Source organism: Enterobacter sp. CFEC122 (assembly GCF_052983755.1).
Window position 1 is genome coordinate 28,697 of the sequence record NZ_JBRIQR010000015.1, and the last position, 17,803, is coordinate 46,499.

The following is a 17,803-nucleotide window of genomic DNA, read 5'->3' on the forward strand; positions in this document are numbered from 1 at the left end:
CCCTTAGTTCAGCCTCGGGTAGATCCCCGGCCCAATCGGCAGGCCGACAAGATACCACGCCACCAGCATCACCAGCCATACCCCTAAAAAGATAAGCGGGTAGGGTAAAACCAGCGAATAGTAGGTACCCAGTTTGGCCTCGGGTTTATAGCGCTGCAGGAAGCCTAAAAACAGCGGAACAAACGGCGAAACTGGCGCCAGCGGGATAACCGAAGAGTCCGCGATGCGGAACAGGATCTGCGCGAAAGCCGGGTGGAACCCCAGCATCATAAACATCGGCACGAAGATCGGGGCCAGAATCGACCAGATGGCGGAGCCGCTGGCGATAAACATGCACAGCAGGGATGACAGCAGCGCCAGACCGACAAACGCCGGTACGCCGCTTAGCCCGGCAGCCTCCAGCGCGTCGGTGAGGCCCACGGCCATAAACTTGCCCATGTTGCTCCAGTTAAACATCGCCACAAACTGGGCCAGCGGGAACACCATCACGATAAAGCCCGCCATCTCTTTCATCGGCTCGATCATCAGCTGCGGCAGGTCACCCTGGCGGCGGATTTTGCCGGTGGCGATACCGTAGGCGAGCGAAACAACAAAGAAGAAGAGGATAATCAGCGGCACGATGCCCTGAATAAACGGCGAGGGCAGGACCGTATGTTTAACCGGATCGCGCAATATGCCGTTTTCCGGCACCACCATCAGCGCCACCGCGGCGATAAACGCCAGCGAGACCAGGCCAGCTACGCGCAGGCCGAAGCGCTGCTCTTTGCTCAGGGTTTCCAGCTTTTCATCGCTACGGCCTTCCCATTTGCCCAGGCGCGGCTCGACGATCTTATCGGTAATCAGCCCGCCGACAATCGTCAGGACAATCACCGAGCTGGCCATAAAGTACCAGTTGTCGATCACGCTGACGTGCATGGCCGCATCAATGGTTTTCGCCGCCTCCGTACTGATGCCCGAGAGCAGCACGTCGGTGGTGACGATCAGCAGGTTAGCGGTAAAACCGCAGCCCACCCCCGCAATCGCGGACAGCAGACCCGCCACGGGATGGCGCCCGACGGCGAGGAAGATCAGCGCCCCCATCGGCGGCATGATCACCAGCGCGGCGTCGGAGGAGATATGGCTGAAGAAGGCGATAAACAGCACCATGTAGCTCGCGTAGCGCGCGCTGACGTGAGAAGCCATCTTCACCATCAATGCGGGCAACAGGCCCACGCGTTCGGCCAGCCCGGCGCCCAGCACCAGCGCCAGAATGGCGCCGAGCGGGGCGAAGCCGCTGAAGTTTTTAATCACGTTGGGTAAAAACCAGTGCAGCCCTTCAATGCTCAGCAGATTTTTCACCGCCACCAGGCTGCCGTCGGCCGGGCTGCGCACGCTGACGTCAAAGGCGGAGAGCACGGCGGTGGCGACCATCAAAATCACAATCAGATAGATAAAAAGCAGGAAAGGGTGCGGCACTTTATTGCCGATCCTTTCAACCCAGCCATAGAGCTTACCGGATGGGGAATGCGAAGGTATGGATGACATACTCATGGGCGTTCCTCGGGAGTGTTGTGTTGTTGTGTTGTGTTTTTTTATTTTAAAGGTGACGGTGTCACGCCCGGTGGGATCGGACACGCGTACGGTTTTTCTTCTAGTTGTTGTTCGAACTCTTCACGGCATTCTTTCAGCAGCGCCGCGTCCTGCAGCAGATTGAGCGCGGTCGCGCCCATCACTTTCCCGGCCAGCAGCATGCCCTTGTGGGCAATAGAGGTTCGCCCCTGAGATACCAGCTGCCAGGTGTGCAGCGGCGTGCCGACGGTAAAGCAGGGGCTGAAGCACTGGGCGACCGGCATTTTCCAGCTGACGTCACCCACGTCGGTTGAACCCGCCAGCACGTTGTCGGTGACGGCATAGGGCGCGACTTCATCCACCAGCAGCGTCGCCTGATGACGACGGGCAAAGGCTTTACCCGCTTCGCCACCCGTGGCGGCAATATTTTTCAGGCTATTTTGCAGATCGTTGGGCGTCAGCGTGGCGCGGATCTCGCGGGCAAACTCTCGCTCTTCGTCGGTCCACTCCGGCGTGCCGTAGTGCTGCAGGGCGCGATACATCGCCGCCTCAAGCGTGCGGTTCGGCAGGTAGCTGGAGCAGGCTTTATCAAAGCGGCACTCGACGGTCGTTTCGGTCATCATCGCCGCGCCCTGGGCGATTTTCTCGATGCGCTCGTAGATCTGCTGCGCATCCGCCATCTCCGGGGCGCGGATCAGGTACAGCACCTCGGCCTGCGCCTGCACCACGTTGGGCGAAATCCCGCCGGTGTCGATAATGGCGTAATGGACGCGCGCTTTCTCGATGATGTGTTCGTTAAGGAAGTTGGTGCCGGTGGTCATCAGCGTCACGGCGTCCAGGGCGCTGCGTCCCAGGTGAGGAGAGTTGGCCGCGTGCGCCGCCACGCCGTGAAAACGCCAGGCGGCCTGAATATTCGCCAGCGTGCTGACGTTAAACATCCCGGCAAAGGCTTCCGGGTGCCAGGTGACGGCGGCATCGACGTCATCAAACAGCCCTTCGCGCACCATAAAGGTTTTCCCGGAGCCGCCTTCTTCACCGGGACAGCCGTAAAAACGCACCGTTCCGCTGCCGCCGTTCTGCTCCAGCCAGCTTTTCACCGCCACCGCGCCCGCAAGCGCTGCGGTGCCTAAGAGGTTATGTCCGCAGCCGTGGCCGTTAGCCCCCGGCGTGGCGGTTTGCGCCGTCGCGCAGTGTGCCTGCTGGCTTAACCCGGCCAGCGCGTCGTACTCGCCCAGCAGGGCGATAACCGGTTTTCCGCTGCCGAAGCTGGCGATAAAGGCATTGGGAATACCGCCTGCCTCGCGGGTCAGCGTGAAGCCTTCTGCTTCCAGCTCGCTGGCCAGCCGTTCGGCGGACCAGAACTCTTCAAAGCGGGTTTCGGGACGATCCCAGATCGCGTCGGCAATATCGGTTAACGTCCGACATCGCGTGTCGATCGCATCGGCAATAAAAGCGTAGTTCTCCTGCATCACACACCTCGCGTCCACGGGAAATTGAGCGCTGTTCGCGCCAGCGTTTCGATGGCGATAGTCATGACCTGCTCATCGAAGTCGAATTTTTCGTTGTGATGTCCGGCGCTCAAATCCGTGCCAAACACCATATAGGACGCCATGCCGCCGTTCTGCTGCACGCGGGCCATCATCAGCGTGGCGTCTTCGGAACCCGCTGGCGCTTTCACCTTATCGATGGCATGAACAACCCCGGAAACCTGGCTCGCCTGTTCGCGCAGATAATCCACCCACGCCGGTGTCGGCGCGCTGGAGGTGGCAGCCCCCATCAGGCGCATCTCCGCGCTCACGCCATAGAGCGCCGCCGCGCCGGTAATGACGGCCTGCGCGCGTTCAAAGACATACTGATTAATCGCTTCGCTTTCGCCGCGGGTTTCAACTTTGATCAGGGCATTCGCGGGCACCACGTTGCGCCCGCTGCCCGCCTGCATCACGCCGACGTTCACCCGGGATGCGCCGTCGCTGTGCGGAGCGATGCTGTGCAGGGCGAGGGCGGCCTGCGCGGCGGCGAGCAGGGCGTTACGCCCGTCCTCCGGCTTACCGCCCGCGTGTGCGGCCACGCCGGTGAAGCTCACGTCGAACTTGGTGGTGGCCATAAAGTTATCGCTGCCGCAGATCACCGTACCGGCAGGGACGCCGGTACCAATATGAATGGCCGTGAAATAGTCCACGTCATCCAGCGCCCCGGCGGCAACCATGGCGCGCGCGCCGCGCGTGCCTTCTTCAGCAGGCTGGAAGATCAGCTTAATGGTGCCGTTGAGCCGGGCTGCATTCTGCTTAAGCACCTGTGCCAGTCCCAGACCAATGGTGGTGTGGCCGTCGTGCGCGCAGGCGTGCATCATACCCGGATTGCAGGAGGCAAACCCGTCGCGGAACGGGCGATGGCTGTCGTCGAGCGCTTCGCTTAAATCAAGGGCGTCCATGTCCACGCGAAACGCCAGGGTTGGGCCAGGGCGGCCGGTATTCAGGGTGGCGACAATGCCGGTAAAGCCGCCTTCAAACGGCGCCAGCCATTTCTCAGGCGCGCCTTGCGCCCGCGCGCGGGCAAACTCTCGCGCCAGGGTTGCCTCGTCGGGCAGCCCCATCCGGCTTTCGGCATCGACCACGTCGCGCCCCATCGCCAGCGCGTAACCCAGCGAATCCAGGGTCTCCGCGACTTTCGCGGCGGTACGAAACTCTACCCAGCCGGATTCCGCAAAATGGTGAAAATCGCGACGCCACGCGCTCAGCTGCGGGGTTAACGTCTGGATGTACTGCGCCAGTGTGTCCATATCTGTTCCTGTCATCATGAAAATATGTGAACTGCTTCACGCTGTGATAGTTTTTACTTATCACTAACCGATTTTTCACAGTTTTAACCGTTCAGGAATTACCCTCGCACATCCCTTTCCAGTAAAGTAGATGACAGTTTCTTTACTCTGATAAACAACGGTTATCGGTCGGGCTATGTCATTTCAGGTTAAATTCCATCATCTCCGGGCGTTTGTTGAAGTCGCTCGTCAGGGCAGCATTCGCGGTGCCAGCAGGACGCTGAATCTTTCGCAGCCGGCGCTGACCAAATCCATCAAAGAGCTGGAGGAGGGCATGGCGGCGCAGCTTTTCGTGCGCAGGAGTAAGGGCGTGGCGTTGACCGAATGCGGCGAGGGTTTTTACCAGCGCGCCCGGTTAATTCTGGAAGAGCTGCGCGCGGCGCAGGATGACATTCGTCAGCGGCAGGGGGAACAGGCCGGGCAGATCAACATCGGGATGGGGGCCAGCGTTTCGCGCAGCCTGATGCCCGCCGTTATTACCCGCTTTCATGCCCAACATCCGCAGGTCAAAGTGCGGATAATGGAAGGGCAGCTGGTGTCGATGATCAACGAATTACGGCAGGGAGAGCTGGATTTCACCATCAATACTTATTATCAGGGACCTTACGACCAGGAATTTACGTTTGAAAAACTCTTTGAGAAGCCATTTGCGGTATTTTGTCGCGAAGGGCATCCGGCAACGGGGGCAACGTCGATTAACGAACTCCTGCATTATAACTGGACAATGCCGACGCCGCGGGGAAGTTATTATAAGCAGTTAGAAGAGGTATTTAGCCATCGCTCGCAAATACCGCGAATTGGTGTGGTCTGCGAAACCTTTTCTTCCTGCATAAGCCTGGTTGCACAAAGTGATTTTCTAAGCATATTGCCGCAGGAGTTAGGCTGTGACCCGCTGCTGGCGCACCGTCTGGTCATGCTGCCGGTTGTCGAATCGCTTCCAAAAGCAGCATATTATTTAATTCAGCGCCGTGATTCACGTCAGACGCCCCTGGCTGAATCATTAATTACGCAGTTCAGACGGGAAGTGAGAAAAATAATCGTGGCGTGAAAATGAGATAATAAAAAACAGGATCTGCCCGACATCAGACAGATCCTCCAGTACACACAGCAGTGCGTCCTTTCGCCAATCCTGAATATTATATCCATGAAGCAGGTATATTTAGGTATAACACCTTTTCCGCAAAAAGAAAGGATGTCGAGTGTTTGATTTTGCGAAAATTTAACACAAATCACTTATTTCATCTTTGCTGAAGTTTTAGTTAACTCGTATTTAAATCCATTTTATAAATACTATATATATTCATCAGGTTAATATTTGTTGCGCACGACGGCCTGTAACGGTGATTGAGGCCTGTCTCGGGCACAGGTATAGTACCGTCCTCAGTTGTAGCCGGAGGATATCCATGAACCCTGACGACAAATCCTTTTTTCTTGACGCCATGGAAGATGTCCAGCCGCTGAAGCGTGGCCCGGATATTCACTGGCAGCCCAGCCGCAATACGCGGGCGCGCCAGGAGGTGGATAGTGAACAGCTGGATAACTTCCTGACGCTGGATTTTCTTGACCTTCTTCCCCTGGAAGAACCGCTGGCGTTCCAGCGCGAAGGGGTGCAGCAGGGCGTTATCGAGAAGCTGCGCTCGGGTAAATATGCCCGCCAGGCCAGCTTAAACCTCCTGCGTCAGCCCGCCGAACGCTGCCGTCAGATGCTCTATTCTTTTATTCGCCAGGCCGGGCGTGACGGGTTACGCAATCTGATTATCATTCACGGAAAAGGGCGCGAGCAGAACTCGCATCCTAATGTGGTGCGCAGCTATCTGGCGCGCTGGTTAACCGAGTTCGAGGAAGTGCAGGCCTTCTGCGTGGCGCTGCCGCATCACGGCGGCAGCGGGGCATGCTACGTTTCACTGCGTAAATCCGATGAAGCAAAACAGGAGAACTGGGAGCGGCACGCCAAGCGCAGCCGCTAGCGGGCGATTTCCTCGCCCGCCGGTGATTCAGAAGGTTTCCCAGTTACTGTCGGTGGCGGCGTTTGCGGTTGCCGGGCGCAACAGCTGAGGCGTTTTCACGCTGGCCGGACGTGGAGCTACCGCTTTTTCTTTGCCGTTCAGACGAAACGCGGCCACCGCCTGGCGCAGCTGTTCGGACTGATCTTCCAGCGCCGCTGCCGCCGTGGCGGACTCCTGCACCAGCGCGGCGTTTTGCTGCGTCACGCTGTCCATCTGCGAAACGGCCAGGCTCACCTGTTCAATGCCGCGGCTCTGCTCGTCAGAGGCAGAGGAAATCTCGCCCATGATATCGGTCACGCGGGTCACGGCGGCGACGATCTCCTTCATGGTGGTGCCTGCCTCGCTAACCTGCTCAGAACCGGTATTCACCCGGCTGACGGAGTTCTCGATAAGCCCTTTGATCTCTTTCGCCGCCTGCGCGCTGCGGCTCGCCAGGGTCCGGACCTCGCCTGCGACAACCGCAAAACCACGCCCCTGTTCCCCGGCGCGTGCCGCTTCCACCGCGGCGTTAAGCGCCAGAATGTTCGTCTGGAACGCGATGCTGTCAATTACGCCGGTAATATGCGCAATTTGCTGCGAACTGTCGGCGATCTCGTTCATGGTGCGAACCACGTTATCCACGACGTGACCGCCGCGCGCGGCCGTTTCAGAGGCGTTTTTCGCCAGCAGCGTGGCCTGACGGGCGTTATCGGAGTTCTGTTTAACCGTCGCGGTCAGCTCTTCCATGCTGGCGGCGGTCTCTTCGAGCGAGGCGGCCTGCTGCTCGGTGCGGGCGGAAAGATCGTTGCTTCCTGCGGCAATTTCGCCTGCGCCGGTGTAGATGGAATCGGTACTTCCGCGTACGGCGCTGACGGTGGTCACCAGCGACTGCTGCATCTCATGCAGGCCTGCGGCCAGCTGACCCATCTCATTGCGGCCCGAGATAGCGATCTCCTGCGTCAGGTCGCCCCCTGCAATGGCGCGAATATGGTCCATAATGGAGTGGAGTGGTTTTAACAGCAGGTGCTGTAAACCCTGCCAGATGACCACCAGAACCGCGATAACGGCCAGCAGAATTGCCGCCAGCGTCCACTGCATCTGCGTGAAGCTGCTCTGGTTCTCTTCGGTTGCGGCCTTCAGCAGGGTGTTGTTTTCGGCGCGCCAGCGGTTATAGACCGCTTCCATATCGTCCTGCGCCTGCTGGGCGTCCAGATCGCCATAGGCCTGATAGTTGTCGGCGCGCAGATACTCAATCGATAAACGCATGACTTCGTGCATCTGGTTCCAGGATTTCTGCATCTCGTCGGTCAATGCCGCCTCCTGGCCCTTAACCTGCGGCAGTTTCTGCCACTCTTTGTTATAGGCTTCGGCTTTTGCCAGCGAGTCGCCTGCGGTGCCCAGCAGTTTATTGATCGCCGCAAGGGAAGCCGGGTCACGCTGGTTTTTCAGGTAGCGGATCGCCACGCGGGTGACGGTGACGCGCGTTTTCACCAGCGTGTTCACGCTGTCGCTCAGGCTTTCCTGCTGGGCATTGAGCACGCCGGAGTTCTGGAAGTTATGGCGATCGTTACTGACGGCAGAGTAGAACAACCCTCCCGTGACAACTTGCAGCAGGCAGAATATGGTGAGGGCAAAGATAATACCGGTAATCACGTGCAGATTTTTCAGCATAGCGGTCGTCCGTTAGAGAAGATGCAGGGTTACTTCATTACTATCGTCGTAGAGAATGTAAACTTTAATTAACTCGCGCTTAACTAAGGGGCCCTTTTGGGAACCTGTTGTAAATCCGGATCATTTTTATGAGGAAGGTCAACATGAGCAGCATTGATAAAAGCGGGACATACGCGCTCGGGACGCGGACGGTGAAACGGCTGGGCTACGGCGCGATGCAGCTGGCCGGGCCGGGCGTCTTTGGGCCGCCGAAGGATAAGCAGGCCGCGCTGGACGTGTTACGCGAGGCCGTGGCGGCGGGAGTGAACCACATTGATACCAGTGATTTTTATGGTCCTCATATCACGAACCAGCTGATCCGCGAGGCGCTTCATCCTTACCAGGACGATCTGACGATCGTCACCAAGATTGGCGCCCGTCGCAACGATAAAGGCGCGTGGCTACCGGCCTTTTCCGCGCAGGAACTGACGCAGGCGGTGCATGACAACCTGCGTAATCTGCAGCTGGACGTGCTGGACGTGGTGAATCTGCGGATTATGTTTAGCGCGCACGGGCCAGCGGAAGGGTCGATTGCTGAACCGCTCTCCACCCTGGCAGAATTACAGCAGCAGGGGCTGGTGCGGCATATTGGTTTGAGCAACGTCACGGCCACCCAGGTCGCGGAAGCGCAGAAGATGGTGCAGGTGGTGTGCGTGCAGAACATGTACAACATTGTGAACCGGGGTGACGATGCGCTGGTGGATCTGCTTGCGCAGCAGGGGATTGCGTATGTGCCGTTCTTCCCACTGGGCGGCTTTACGCCGCTGCAATCGTCCGGGCTGAAGGCTGTCGCGGATTCACTGGGCGTCACGGCAATGCAGGTTGCGCTGGCATGGCTGCTGCAGCGTTCTCCGAATATCCTGCTGATCCCGGGCACCTCTTCCGTGGCGCATCTGCGGCAAAACCTCGCGGCGGGGGAACTGCAGCTGCCGCCTGACGCGCTGGAAACATTGAATACGCTGATGGACTGATCGTCACAGGCGCAAAGCCCGACATGTGCTTCCGGGCTTTGCGCGTTTTAAATCTTCTGACACTTCAACGCGTTTGGGTTCGCTTCCGGAAATGACCTTGATCCCTGACCATAATCCGTAATACTGTATTTATATACAGTATATGGCGAGAAAGGCATCATGGACACTCTCTTTTCTTATCAACCAAAACAAATCATTGAACTACCTTTGTTTTTAGAACGTGTTGCCTGTGGGTTTCCCAGCCCGGCGCAGGATTATGTGGAGGATCGTCTCGATCTTAACCGGCTGGCAGTGAGGCACCCCAGTGCGACCTATTTTATCAAGGTGAGTGGAGACTCCATGATTGGCGCGGGGATTGGCGACGGCGATCTGCTGGTGGTTGACCGCTCGTTAAATGCCGAACATGGGGATATCGTCGTGGCGTCGGTCGCCGGTGAGTTTACGGTGAAAGAGCTACAGACGCGCCCGGTTCTGAGGCTGTTGCCACATAACGCCCGCTATCAGCCGATTACCTTTCAGTCCGAAGAGGAGCTGCAGATCTTCGGCGTCGTCACCCACACGCTTAAAACGCATAAACATGTTCGCGCTGGTTGATGTGAACAGCTTCTATGCCTCCTGCGAGAAGGTATTCCGCCCCGATCTGGAGGGGAAGCCCATCGTGGTGGTGTCCAACAACGACGGCTGCATCATTTCACTCTCGCGGGAGGCAAAGCAGTTCGGCATAAAAATGGGTGAGCCCTATTTTAAATTCAAAGAGAAGCTTTTTCCGGCGAGGGTTTACGTCTTCAGTTCGAACTATGCGCTGTATGCCGACCTCAGCAGTCGGGTGATGCAGACGCTGACGGATCTGGCTCCGGCCATAGAAATTTACTCGATTGACGAGGCGTTCGTGAACGTTTCAGGGATCGGTAACTGCATGTCGCTGGACGCGTTCGGACACCAGATGCGCACGCAGGTCTTTAAAAACACGGGTTTAACCGTTGGCGTCGGCATTGCCCCGACAAAAACGCTGCCGAAGCTGGCCAACTATGCGGCGAAACGGTGGGCCAGTACCGGCGGCGTGGTCGATCTGTCAGGCCGCGAGCGGCAGCGTAAACTGCTGGCAAAGGTTCCGGTAGAGGAGGTATGGGGCGTAGGGCGGCGCATCACGAAAAAACTGAACGCGATGGGGATTACCACGGCGCTGGAGCTGGCGGAGGCCTCCTCGTGGGTCATTCGCAAACATTTTAACGTGGTGCTGGAGCGTACGGCGCGCGAGCTTCGCGGCGAGCCCTGTCTTGACCTTGAAGAGTACACCCCCACGAAGCAGCAAATCATCTGTAGCCGTTCGTTTGGTCATCGCATTACGCAATATGAAGAGATGCACCAGGCGATTTGCGCCTACGCGGAACGCGCCGCAGAGAAACTGCGCGGCGAGCATCAATACTGTCGTTTTATCAGCGTGTTTGTGCGCACCAGCCCGCATGCGGACAACGAAATTTATTACGGTAATCAGGCTTCGGTCACCCTGATGACGCCCACCAATGACTCGCGGGATATCATCCGTGCCGCCACGGAGGCGCTGGGTCGGATATGGCTCGACGGGTATCGCTATATGAAGGCCGGGGTCATGCTGGCGGACTTTTTCAGCAGCGGTGTCGCTCAGCTTAATCTGTTTGACGACAATCGCCTGCGCGCCAACAGCGCGGCGCTGATGGAGATGATCGACAGCGTCAATCACTCCGGCAAAGGGAAGATATGGTTCGCCGGGCAGGGGATTGAGAAACCGTGGGCCATGAAGCGAGAGATGTTGTCACCGGCCTATACGACGCGATACGCGGATTTACCGGTGGCGAGGTAAAAGGCGGTTATTTTGTGGCGTTGTGGGTCGCGATCTCAGGCAGTAATTGCTCAATCACGCTGACGACCTTTCTGACGCGCTGCGGAATAAAGCGGGCATCAGGATAAACGGCATAGAGGAAGCGATCGGGTAACCGCCAGTCGGGCAGCACCGGTACCAGCGTGCCCGCCTGCAGAGCCCTGGCCACGAGCGGTCGCTGCATGCCGCCGATACCCATGCCGGATTCCAGCGCCTGCAGCAGCGCCTCACTGGTGTTGGCACGGAAAACGGTATTCACGTTGACCTCGACCGTCTCCGCGTCAGACATCAGGCGCAGGGGAGCATCCAGCGGAATGCCGCTGAACCGCACGTGTGGCAGCGTCACCAGCTCGCTGACGGCGCGTACCGCCTGAAAGCCGGGGGCGGCAAACAGTGCAGCTTCAATACGCCCCAGTACGCGCGCCGCATGCGCCTGCGGGGGCTCACTGCTCAGCCGTATCGCGACATCCACGCCCTCCGTCACCAGATCGGCAAGGCGATCATCAAGGGAAAGCATCAGATGCAGTTCGGGATGCAGACGCTGTAGCGCCAGCAGGTGCGGTAAAAAGATCTGCCCCAGGCCGCTCGGCAACTGGACATGGACGCGTCCCTGAACGCTATGATCGACAGGATGTAAACGCCTCTCCGCTTCCCCCATGGCGTCCAGCACGAGCTGCATATCATGCCGGTAGCGCTCCCCTTGTTCGGTCAGCTTCATCGTACGCGTCGTACGGTGCAGCAGTACCACGCCAAGCTCTTCCTCAAGCGCCGCGATCTGTTGACTGACGGCGGACTGCTTAATACCGGTCTGACGGGCAGCCGCTGAAAACGAGCCCGCTTCAGCGACGCGCAGAAAGGTAGAAATGGCATTGAGCTTATTATTCATTTAATGATTTTGCTTATAAGTGCCATCGGTTTCATGGGATATCTCCAGAAAAAATAATATATCACACTGCGTCTGTCACCCTTTCCGGAGAAATACCATGAATAATAGGCAGCAACACAACGTCGCCCTGGTCGCGGGCGCCAGCGGCATTGTCGGCAGACAGATGGTCAACACGCTCCTGCACCATCAGTGGCAGGTGATCGGCCTTAGCCGCTATGCCGGGTCGCATCCTGACGGCATTCCGATGGTCAAGATCGATTTACTGGATGAAAAGGACAGCGCCCGGGCGCTGCGCTCCCTGGACGGTGCCACCCATCTCTTTTACAGCGCCTGGGCGAACGCGGCGAACTGGGAAGACATGGTTGAGCCGAACGTCACCATGCTGCGTAAACTGGTCAGCATCCTCGAAAAAACGGCACCTTTGCAGACGGTAAGCCTGATGCAGGGGTACAAGGTCTACGGCGCGCATCTGGGGCCGTTTAAAACCCCGGCGCGCGAAAGCGATCCCGTCGTACCGGGTGCCGAATTTAACGCCGCGCAGCTTGCGTGGCTCAGCCAGTTTCAGCGGGGAAAGCGCTGGCACTGGAATGCCATCAGGCCGGGCGTGGTAGGGAGTGCGGTACCGGGCAATGCCATGAACCTTGCGCTGAGCATTGCCCTGTACGCCTCCCTGTGCAAGGCGCTGGGTTTACCGTTGCGTTTTCCCGGTTCGGAACAGACCTGGCACAGTATCGTTGACCATACCGACGCCGGGCTGCTGGCCGAGGCAACGCTGTGGGCCGCCGCGTCACCTGCGGCACAGAATCAGGCGTTCAACGTGAATAATGGTGATATCTGGCGCTGGAGCGAGCTCTGGCCGCGCATCGCACGCTGGTTTGACCTGGACTCTGCACCGCCGGTGAGGCTTTCATTTCAACATCTGTTTACGGACTATCGCGGCGTATGGCGCGAGCTTGCCGGAGAGCGGCTGGTGGAAGCGGATATTCTGCAGCTGAGCGACGGGCGGTTTGCCGATTTTGTCTTTAGCTGGGACTACGACATGTTTGGTGACGGGAGCAAGCTGCGCAGGGAGGGCTTTACGCAAATGCAGGCGACGGATGAGATGTTTTTCCACCTGTTCGCGCAGTTGAGAGCCGCGCGGATTATTCCCTGACCGTAAGGGTTGTTGTCATCAACGATCGGCGCGTTATACTCACGCGTTAAAATGAATGTATTGTGGGGCAGGGATATGCACGAAAGTCTAAAAATGATATCAGTCGCTCTGCCCCTCATTGCGCTTCTCATTCTGTTAAGCTTTTTGGTCAGACGCATTCGCCAGGCAAAACGTATCATTTCAGACCGTAACGGGATGAAAAAGATATCTGCCAATCCCTCCATATTTGGCGGAAATGCAGGTAAAACCTGGTTTTATGATGACCAGTTTTTATATGAAGTTAAAAACAACGCCACCCGTAAAATTGCGCTGGCTAACATCATTAAAATCAGACCGGGGAATACAGAGATAAACAGCAGACGGGTCTGGATTGTTATTTACCGCGACGGTGTTAATGAAAAGCAGGTGCAGTTTTATAACAATCTTACCTTCTGGAATCATAACTTCACGGCTTTTCTGGTAGCGGTAAAACGTGCCAATCCTGACGCTGTGGTTAAAGAACGCGCAATCCTCAATGTGTGAAAAAGAACCGCAGACGGTTTGCGGACGCCGCTCCTGTGCAGCGTCCATAGCATCAGGGTTAAGGGCTTACTCAACCGTTAACGCATCGACAACCTCGGCCACGCTTCTCACGCTGCGGATATTCCCAATCCCCGTGCCGAGCGCGATATACCCTTCATCGGTGTTATTTTCCAGCATGCCCAGGCGCAGGCCCCGTAATCCGCCCATCGCCTTGCCCAGCGCTTCGTTGCTTGCGCCCGCTTTATCCATCGCCGCCAGTTTTTCCGCCAGCTTGCCGGGGAGAGAACGATAGTAGTGGGGGACGGTGCGGAAAAGCAGCAGGTCCAGACCGTTGGCGGCAACAATTTTCTCTTTGACCCCCTGCGGCACGCGGCTTTCTTCGGTACTGATAAAGACCGAACCGGCAAACACGCCTTCCGCCCCCAATGCATGCGCCGCTCTGGCGGTGCGATTATCGGTAATACCGCCCGCGGCCATCACCGGGACGTGCTTCACGGCGTCGGCAATCAGCGGCACGATGGAAAAGGTACCCAGCGCCGTCGCGGGTAACGTCCCACCCTCATCAAAACCGGTGGCGACGATGATGTCTGCCCCCATTTCTTCAGCCAGAAGGGTGTTTTCCGGCGTGGGATTGATGTCGCGGTAGATAATGGCGATACCTGCCTCTTTTAACTCATTGAACAGCGCGGGAATAATGCTGCCTTCCCCATAGCCCGTATACACCACGGCCCTGACGCCTTCCTCTTTTACCACCTTAAGAATTGGCCCGGTCCAGACGTCATTAACGGCGGTGGGGATCAGGTTCACGCCAAAGGGTTTCTCGGTCAGCCGTTTGGTTTTCCGAATTTCTTCCCGCATTTTTTCGGCGGTCTCTTCCGGCGTGGAGACCGCGGTATCGGCGGTTAAACCGGCGTTGGGGCCCAGCTCGCCGAGTCCTCCGGCATTGCTGACCGCGGCCACTAAACGGGCATCAGTAAGCCAGGATAACGGTCCCTGAATAACGGGCTTTTCGATACCCAGGATCTGACAGATACGGTTATTTTTCATAGCAGACTCTCCCTTACGTTTGAATGAGGGAGAGTGTAGAGAGGAAGATTGTTAGGAAAAATAGCCAAAAACATTCATCACTGTTATAAAATTAATAACAATCATTTTCTCCCGCTCGCGGCAAGACATCCCTTATGCAAATAAACCTCTTTGAATCTATTCGGATTTTTATTGAAATTGTCGACTCGGGGAGCCTTACCCAGGCGGCGGAAAATCTGCAGGTCCATCGCCCGGCAGTGACCAAAGCGCTGCAGCTTCTGGAACAACACAGCGGCACGCGGCTCCTGCAGCGCACCACGCGTCGGATTAGCCTGACGCCGGATGGGGAAGCCTTTTATCGCCGCAGTAAACCTCTGCTGGCGCAGGCGGACGAATTACTGGAGTCGTTTGGCGCCGATCGACCTATACACGGCCAGCTGCGTGTGGATATGCCCATCTCTTTTGCGGCGCTGCGGGTGATACCCAACCTGCCTGATTTTTATCGTCAGCATCCTGAGATCGACATCATCCTGAGTAGCTCTGACCGCCGTCGGGATATGCTGCGGGACGGCCTGGACTGCGTGCTGCGGGTGGGCGAGCTGGACGACGGCGACTATATCGCGCGTAAAATCGGGAACATTAAAATCACGACCTGCGCCAGCCCGGCCTGGCTGGCTGAACACGGTACGCCAGAAACGCTGGAGGATTTACGCAAGCATCAGGCGATTAACTGGATTAACAACAGCAGCAGGCACGTTCAGCCGTGGACGTTTACCACGCCAGAGGGCGTCGCGGAGATCGCGCTACCCGGTAAGCTCGTGGTGGATAACTCCGAGGCCTACATCGCGGCAGGCCTGGCCGGGCTGGGGGTAATGCAGGGAATGAATCTCTTTCTCCAGCCTTACATTGACCGCGGCATGCTGGTTGAGGTCCTGCCTGAATATCGTTCGCCGGACCGCAAACTGTCACTGCTCTACCCACATCGTCATCTCTCCCGCAAGGTACGGGTATTTACCGAATGGCTGGAGAGTCTGGTGTGAAAGCGGCCAGCTCATGGCATAGCGCACCAATCTGCTCCACGGCATTGAGCAGGCGGGGCGTCGGTTCGTTTGCACAGTTTAGCCGCAGAAAGTGCGTGAGTTCTGCGCCAGGGGAAAACAGGGGGCCGGGGCTGACGCCAATACCCCGCGCCAGCGCGCGGCGATGCACCTCCAGCGCGTTGACCTGCGGAGGAAGTTCGACCCACAGCAGAAAGCCAGCTGCGGGGACGTTTACGCGGGTACCGGGGGGAAAACTGGCCCCGACCTGCGCCACGACGGCGTCTATTCCCTCTGCGATCCGCCGCTTTAGCCGCCGCAGGTGACGGTCGTAGTCGCCGCTTGCCAGCATCTCGCTCGTCGCGGCTTCCAGCAGCGGCGCGCCGGCCCACTCTCCGGCCATGCGGGCCTGCAAGACCTGCGGGTAATAGCGTCCGGCGGCAATCCAGCCTATTCGCCACCCCGGTGCAAGCGTTTTAGACAGGGAGCTGCAGTAAATCACATTCCCGTTCTGGTCGAAGGCTTTGCAGGCCGGAGGACGTTGCCCGTCACCGACCAGGTCACCGTAAACGTCGTCCTCAATCAGAGGAATACCGGCTTCTTCAAGCAGAGCAACCAGTTCCTGCTTGCGCGCGACGGGCATGCTGGCACCCAATGGGTTTTGCACGGTGGGCGAGGCCAGGACGGCCGCGGGACGGTGGCAGCGGATGGCGTCAGCCAGCGGTTCCAGTAACAGACCTTCAGCAGGATCGGTGGGGATTTCTAACGCCTTCAGGCCTAAATCCTCCAGCAGCAGGAGCGTGCCAAAGTAGGCGGGCTGCTCCACCGCCACCACATCACCTGGCTGACACACGGCCCGCAGGGCCAGGCGCAGCGCCTGCGTCGCGCCTGCGGTAATAATCAGATCGTCCGCGCCGAAGCGGGCTCCCCACTGCGCAGCACGCGCCGCAATCTTGCTTCGTAAATCACGCCTTCCCGGCGGCAGGCTGTAGCTCTGCCCATGCGCGTCCAGACGACGGCCCACGGAGTGTAACGCCCGCTGTAGCGCCTCCCCGGGCAGCCACGCGGGATCGGGCAGGGCGGCGCCCAGCGGGATCAGCCGGGCTTCTGCACTGCTGAACAGCGACCGGGCCACGGCGGACATAGTCACGGGCACCGGGCCCGGCGTGGAACGCGCGGGCTCCGCGCGCGGAGGGAGGCTGATCTGGCGGATGTAATAACCTGAACGCGGTCGCGCAACGATCAGCCCTTCAGCCTCAAGGCAGCGAAGGGCCTCCAGCGCCGTCGGAAGGCTCACGTGCTCGCGTTCGGCCAGTTTACGCGCGGAGATCATCCGGTCACCGACTCGCAATGCGCCTGAAGAGAGCGTGAGGCGCAGACGCTCAGCAATCCGGCGATAGTGTGGGGAGGGGGCAGACATGGGTATCTGTTCAGGCTAATTTTCGATAAAACTGACTATACAGCCAATGATGTGCGCCATCTATAGTGTCCGGCATGTTCAGGACAAGGAGGCATTATGCACAGCGATAATTTCGACATTTCCTCGTATTTCAAACGCATAAACTACACCGGACCGGCGGCGGCCGATACGTCCACCCTGCATGCGCTGATGCGTCATCAGCTCTTTTCCGTTCCCTTTGAAAATCTGGACGTGCAGGCGGGGAAAATTGTCTCGCTGGCGCCAGACGACATTGCCGAGAAGGTGTTAAAGAAAGGGCGCGGTGGCTACTGCTATGAGGTGAACGGGCTTTTTGCCATGGCGCTGGAAGCACTCGGCATTCCTTACCGTTTCGTGGCGGCGCGCCCGATGTTCTACCCCGCGCGGCGTCCGAAAACCCATATGGCGCTCATCGCCGAGGTGGAGAGCCGTCAGTGGCTTTGCGATCTCGGCTTCGGCAGCTACGGCATCCGCGCGCCAATGGCGCTGGACACGCTTGACGTGGAAATCACCCAGGATTTCGACACGTTTCGCCTGAGCCGCAGCGCGGAGGGCGAGTATCTGCTCGAGGCGAAGGTGGAAGGCGAATGGGCCCGACAATACGGCTTCGATCTCACGCCCCAGGAGTGGATTGATTTCGTTCCGGCCAACTACCTTAACTCCACGCATCCTGAGGCTATTTTTGTGCAGAAGCGGGTGGTGGTGCAGCACAGCCCGGAAGGGCGCCAGATTTTGCTGGGCGATATGCTGAAAACCATCACGGCGAACGGCACTGAAACGCGGCAGCTGGTGGAGGAGGACATCCGCCATGTCCTGAAAGACCGTTTTGCGCTGACCGCCGCGTAATCGGA

The 17,803-nt window shown here is 58.2% G+C and carries 16 protein-coding genes; 9 read left to right on the plus strand and 7 right to left on the minus strand.

Translation table 11 applies throughout. The features are described from left to right. Positions 1-3: 3 nt before the first annotated feature. The 3 genes from abgT to ACVCAM_RS12380 are packed head-to-tail and all read right to left on the minus strand — an operon-like array spanning position 4 to position 4,327. Positions 4-1,530, minus strand: coding sequence for a p-aminobenzoyl-glutamate transporter (gene abgT / locus ACVCAM_RS12370; protein WP_106106048.1), 1,527 nt, complete (start codon positions 1,528-1,530; stop codon positions 4-6). Between the two features lie 41 nt (positions 1,531-1,571). Then, the gene (locus ACVCAM_RS12375; RefSeq protein WP_407223284.1) at positions 1,572-3,017 is read right to left on the minus strand and encodes a M20 family metallopeptidase; all 1,446 of its coding nucleotides are present in this window, start codon (positions 3,015-3,017) and stop codon (positions 1,572-1,574) included. Further along, positions 3,017-4,327: a M20 family metallo-hydrolase gene (locus ACVCAM_RS12380; protein ID WP_023327296.1), complete on the minus strand. Its 1,311-nt coding sequence runs from the start codon at positions 4,325-4,327 to the stop codon at positions 3,017-3,019. Before ACVCAM_RS12380 ends, ACVCAM_RS12375 begins: the two co-directional genes overlap by 1 nt. 175 nt (positions 4,328-4,502) lie before the next feature. On the opposite strand from ACVCAM_RS12380, the gene ACVCAM_RS12385 reads away from it, so the two are divergent. Both ACVCAM_RS12385 and smrA read left to right on the plus strand, forming a co-directional pair. Beyond that, positions 4,503-5,414: a LysR family transcriptional regulator gene (locus ACVCAM_RS12385; protein ID WP_023327297.1), complete on the plus strand. Its 912-nt coding sequence runs from the start codon at positions 4,503-4,505 to the stop codon at positions 5,412-5,414. Between the two features lie 355 nt (positions 5,415-5,769). Further along, positions 5,770-6,333, plus strand: a complete 564-nt coding sequence (gene smrA, locus ACVCAM_RS12390) for a DNA endonuclease SmrA (RefSeq protein WP_021241163.1) — start codon at positions 5,770-5,772, stop codon at positions 6,331-6,333. 27 nt (positions 6,334-6,360) lie between these two features. Here the strand turns inward: smrA and tcp are convergent, their stop codons facing one another. Continuing rightward, entirely contained in the window at positions 6,361-8,022 is a 1,662-nt protein-coding gene (gene tcp, locus ACVCAM_RS12395) for a methyl-accepting chemotaxis citrate transducer (protein WP_008500534.1), read from the minus strand. 143 nt (positions 8,023-8,165) lie between these two features. On the opposite strand from tcp, the gene ACVCAM_RS12400 reads away from it, so the two are divergent. The 3 genes from ACVCAM_RS12400 (at position 8,166) to umuC (ending at position 10,872) form a co-directional block, all read left to right on the plus strand. Next, entirely contained in the window at positions 8,166-9,032 is an 867-nt protein-coding gene (locus tag ACVCAM_RS12400) for an aldo/keto reductase family oxidoreductase (RefSeq protein ID WP_248220075.1), read from the plus strand. 159 nt (positions 9,033-9,191) lie between these two features. Further along, positions 9,192-9,626: a translesion error-prone DNA polymerase V autoproteolytic subunit gene (gene umuD, locus ACVCAM_RS12405; RefSeq protein ID WP_008500532.1), complete on the plus strand. Its 435-nt coding sequence runs from the start codon at positions 9,192-9,194 to the stop codon at positions 9,624-9,626. Beyond that, on the plus strand, positions 9,610-10,872 hold the full coding sequence (gene umuC / locus ACVCAM_RS12410; protein ID WP_407223286.1) for a translesion error-prone DNA polymerase V subunit UmuC: 1,263 nt from the start codon (positions 9,610-9,612) through the stop codon (positions 10,870-10,872). The genes umuD and umuC overlap by 17 nt, the downstream gene beginning before the upstream one ends. Before the next feature lie 7 nt (positions 10,873-10,879). Here the strand turns inward: umuC and ACVCAM_RS12415 are convergent, their stop codons facing one another. Then, positions 10,880-11,776, minus strand: coding sequence for a LysR family transcriptional regulator (locus tag ACVCAM_RS12415; protein WP_023327299.1), 897 nt, complete (start codon positions 11,774-11,776; stop codon positions 10,880-10,882). Positions 11,777-11,873: 97 nt separating this feature from the next. Between ACVCAM_RS12415 and ACVCAM_RS12420 the strand changes: the two genes are divergently transcribed. Together ACVCAM_RS12420 and ACVCAM_RS12425 are read left to right on the plus strand one after the other, a co-directional pair. Then, positions 11,874-12,929, plus strand: coding sequence for an SDR family oxidoreductase (locus tag ACVCAM_RS12420; protein WP_407223287.1), 1,056 nt, complete (start codon positions 11,874-11,876; stop codon positions 12,927-12,929). Positions 12,930-13,004: 75 nt separating this feature from the next. Beyond that, positions 13,005-13,451 carry a hypothetical protein gene (locus ACVCAM_RS12425; protein ID WP_407223288.1) on the plus strand — a complete coding sequence of 149 codons (447 nt, stop codon included), beginning with the start codon at positions 13,005-13,007 and terminating at the stop codon, positions 13,449-13,451. Between the two features lie 66 nt (positions 13,452-13,517). On the opposite strand, the gene ACVCAM_RS12430 is transcribed toward ACVCAM_RS12425, so the two are convergent. Then, positions 13,518-14,498: an NAD(P)H-dependent flavin oxidoreductase gene (locus ACVCAM_RS12430; RefSeq protein WP_407223289.1), complete on the minus strand. Its 981-nt coding sequence runs from the start codon at positions 14,496-14,498 to the stop codon at positions 13,518-13,520. 134 nt (positions 14,499-14,632) lie between these two features. Between ACVCAM_RS12430 and ACVCAM_RS12435 the strand changes: the two genes are divergently transcribed. Then, complete coding sequence (locus ACVCAM_RS12435) at positions 14,633-15,517, plus strand: LysR family transcriptional regulator (protein ID WP_407223290.1); 885 nt, start codon at positions 14,633-14,635, stop codon at positions 15,515-15,517. On the opposite strand, the gene ACVCAM_RS12440 is transcribed toward ACVCAM_RS12435, so the two are convergent. Further along, positions 15,489-16,934, minus strand: a complete 1,446-nt coding sequence (locus tag ACVCAM_RS12440; RefSeq protein ID WP_407212121.1) for an aminotransferase-like domain-containing protein — start codon at positions 16,932-16,934, stop codon at positions 15,489-15,491. The two genes, ACVCAM_RS12435 and ACVCAM_RS12440, sit on opposite strands and share 29 nt — an antisense overlap. A gap of 96 nt (positions 16,935-17,030) precedes the next feature. Between ACVCAM_RS12440 and ACVCAM_RS12445 the strand changes: the two genes are divergently transcribed. Then, positions 17,031-17,798 carry an arylamine N-acetyltransferase family protein gene (locus ACVCAM_RS12445; RefSeq protein ID WP_248243690.1) on the plus strand — a complete coding sequence of 256 codons (768 nt, stop codon included), beginning with the start codon at positions 17,031-17,033 and terminating at the stop codon, positions 17,796-17,798. Positions 17,799-17,803 lie beyond the last annotated feature (5 nt).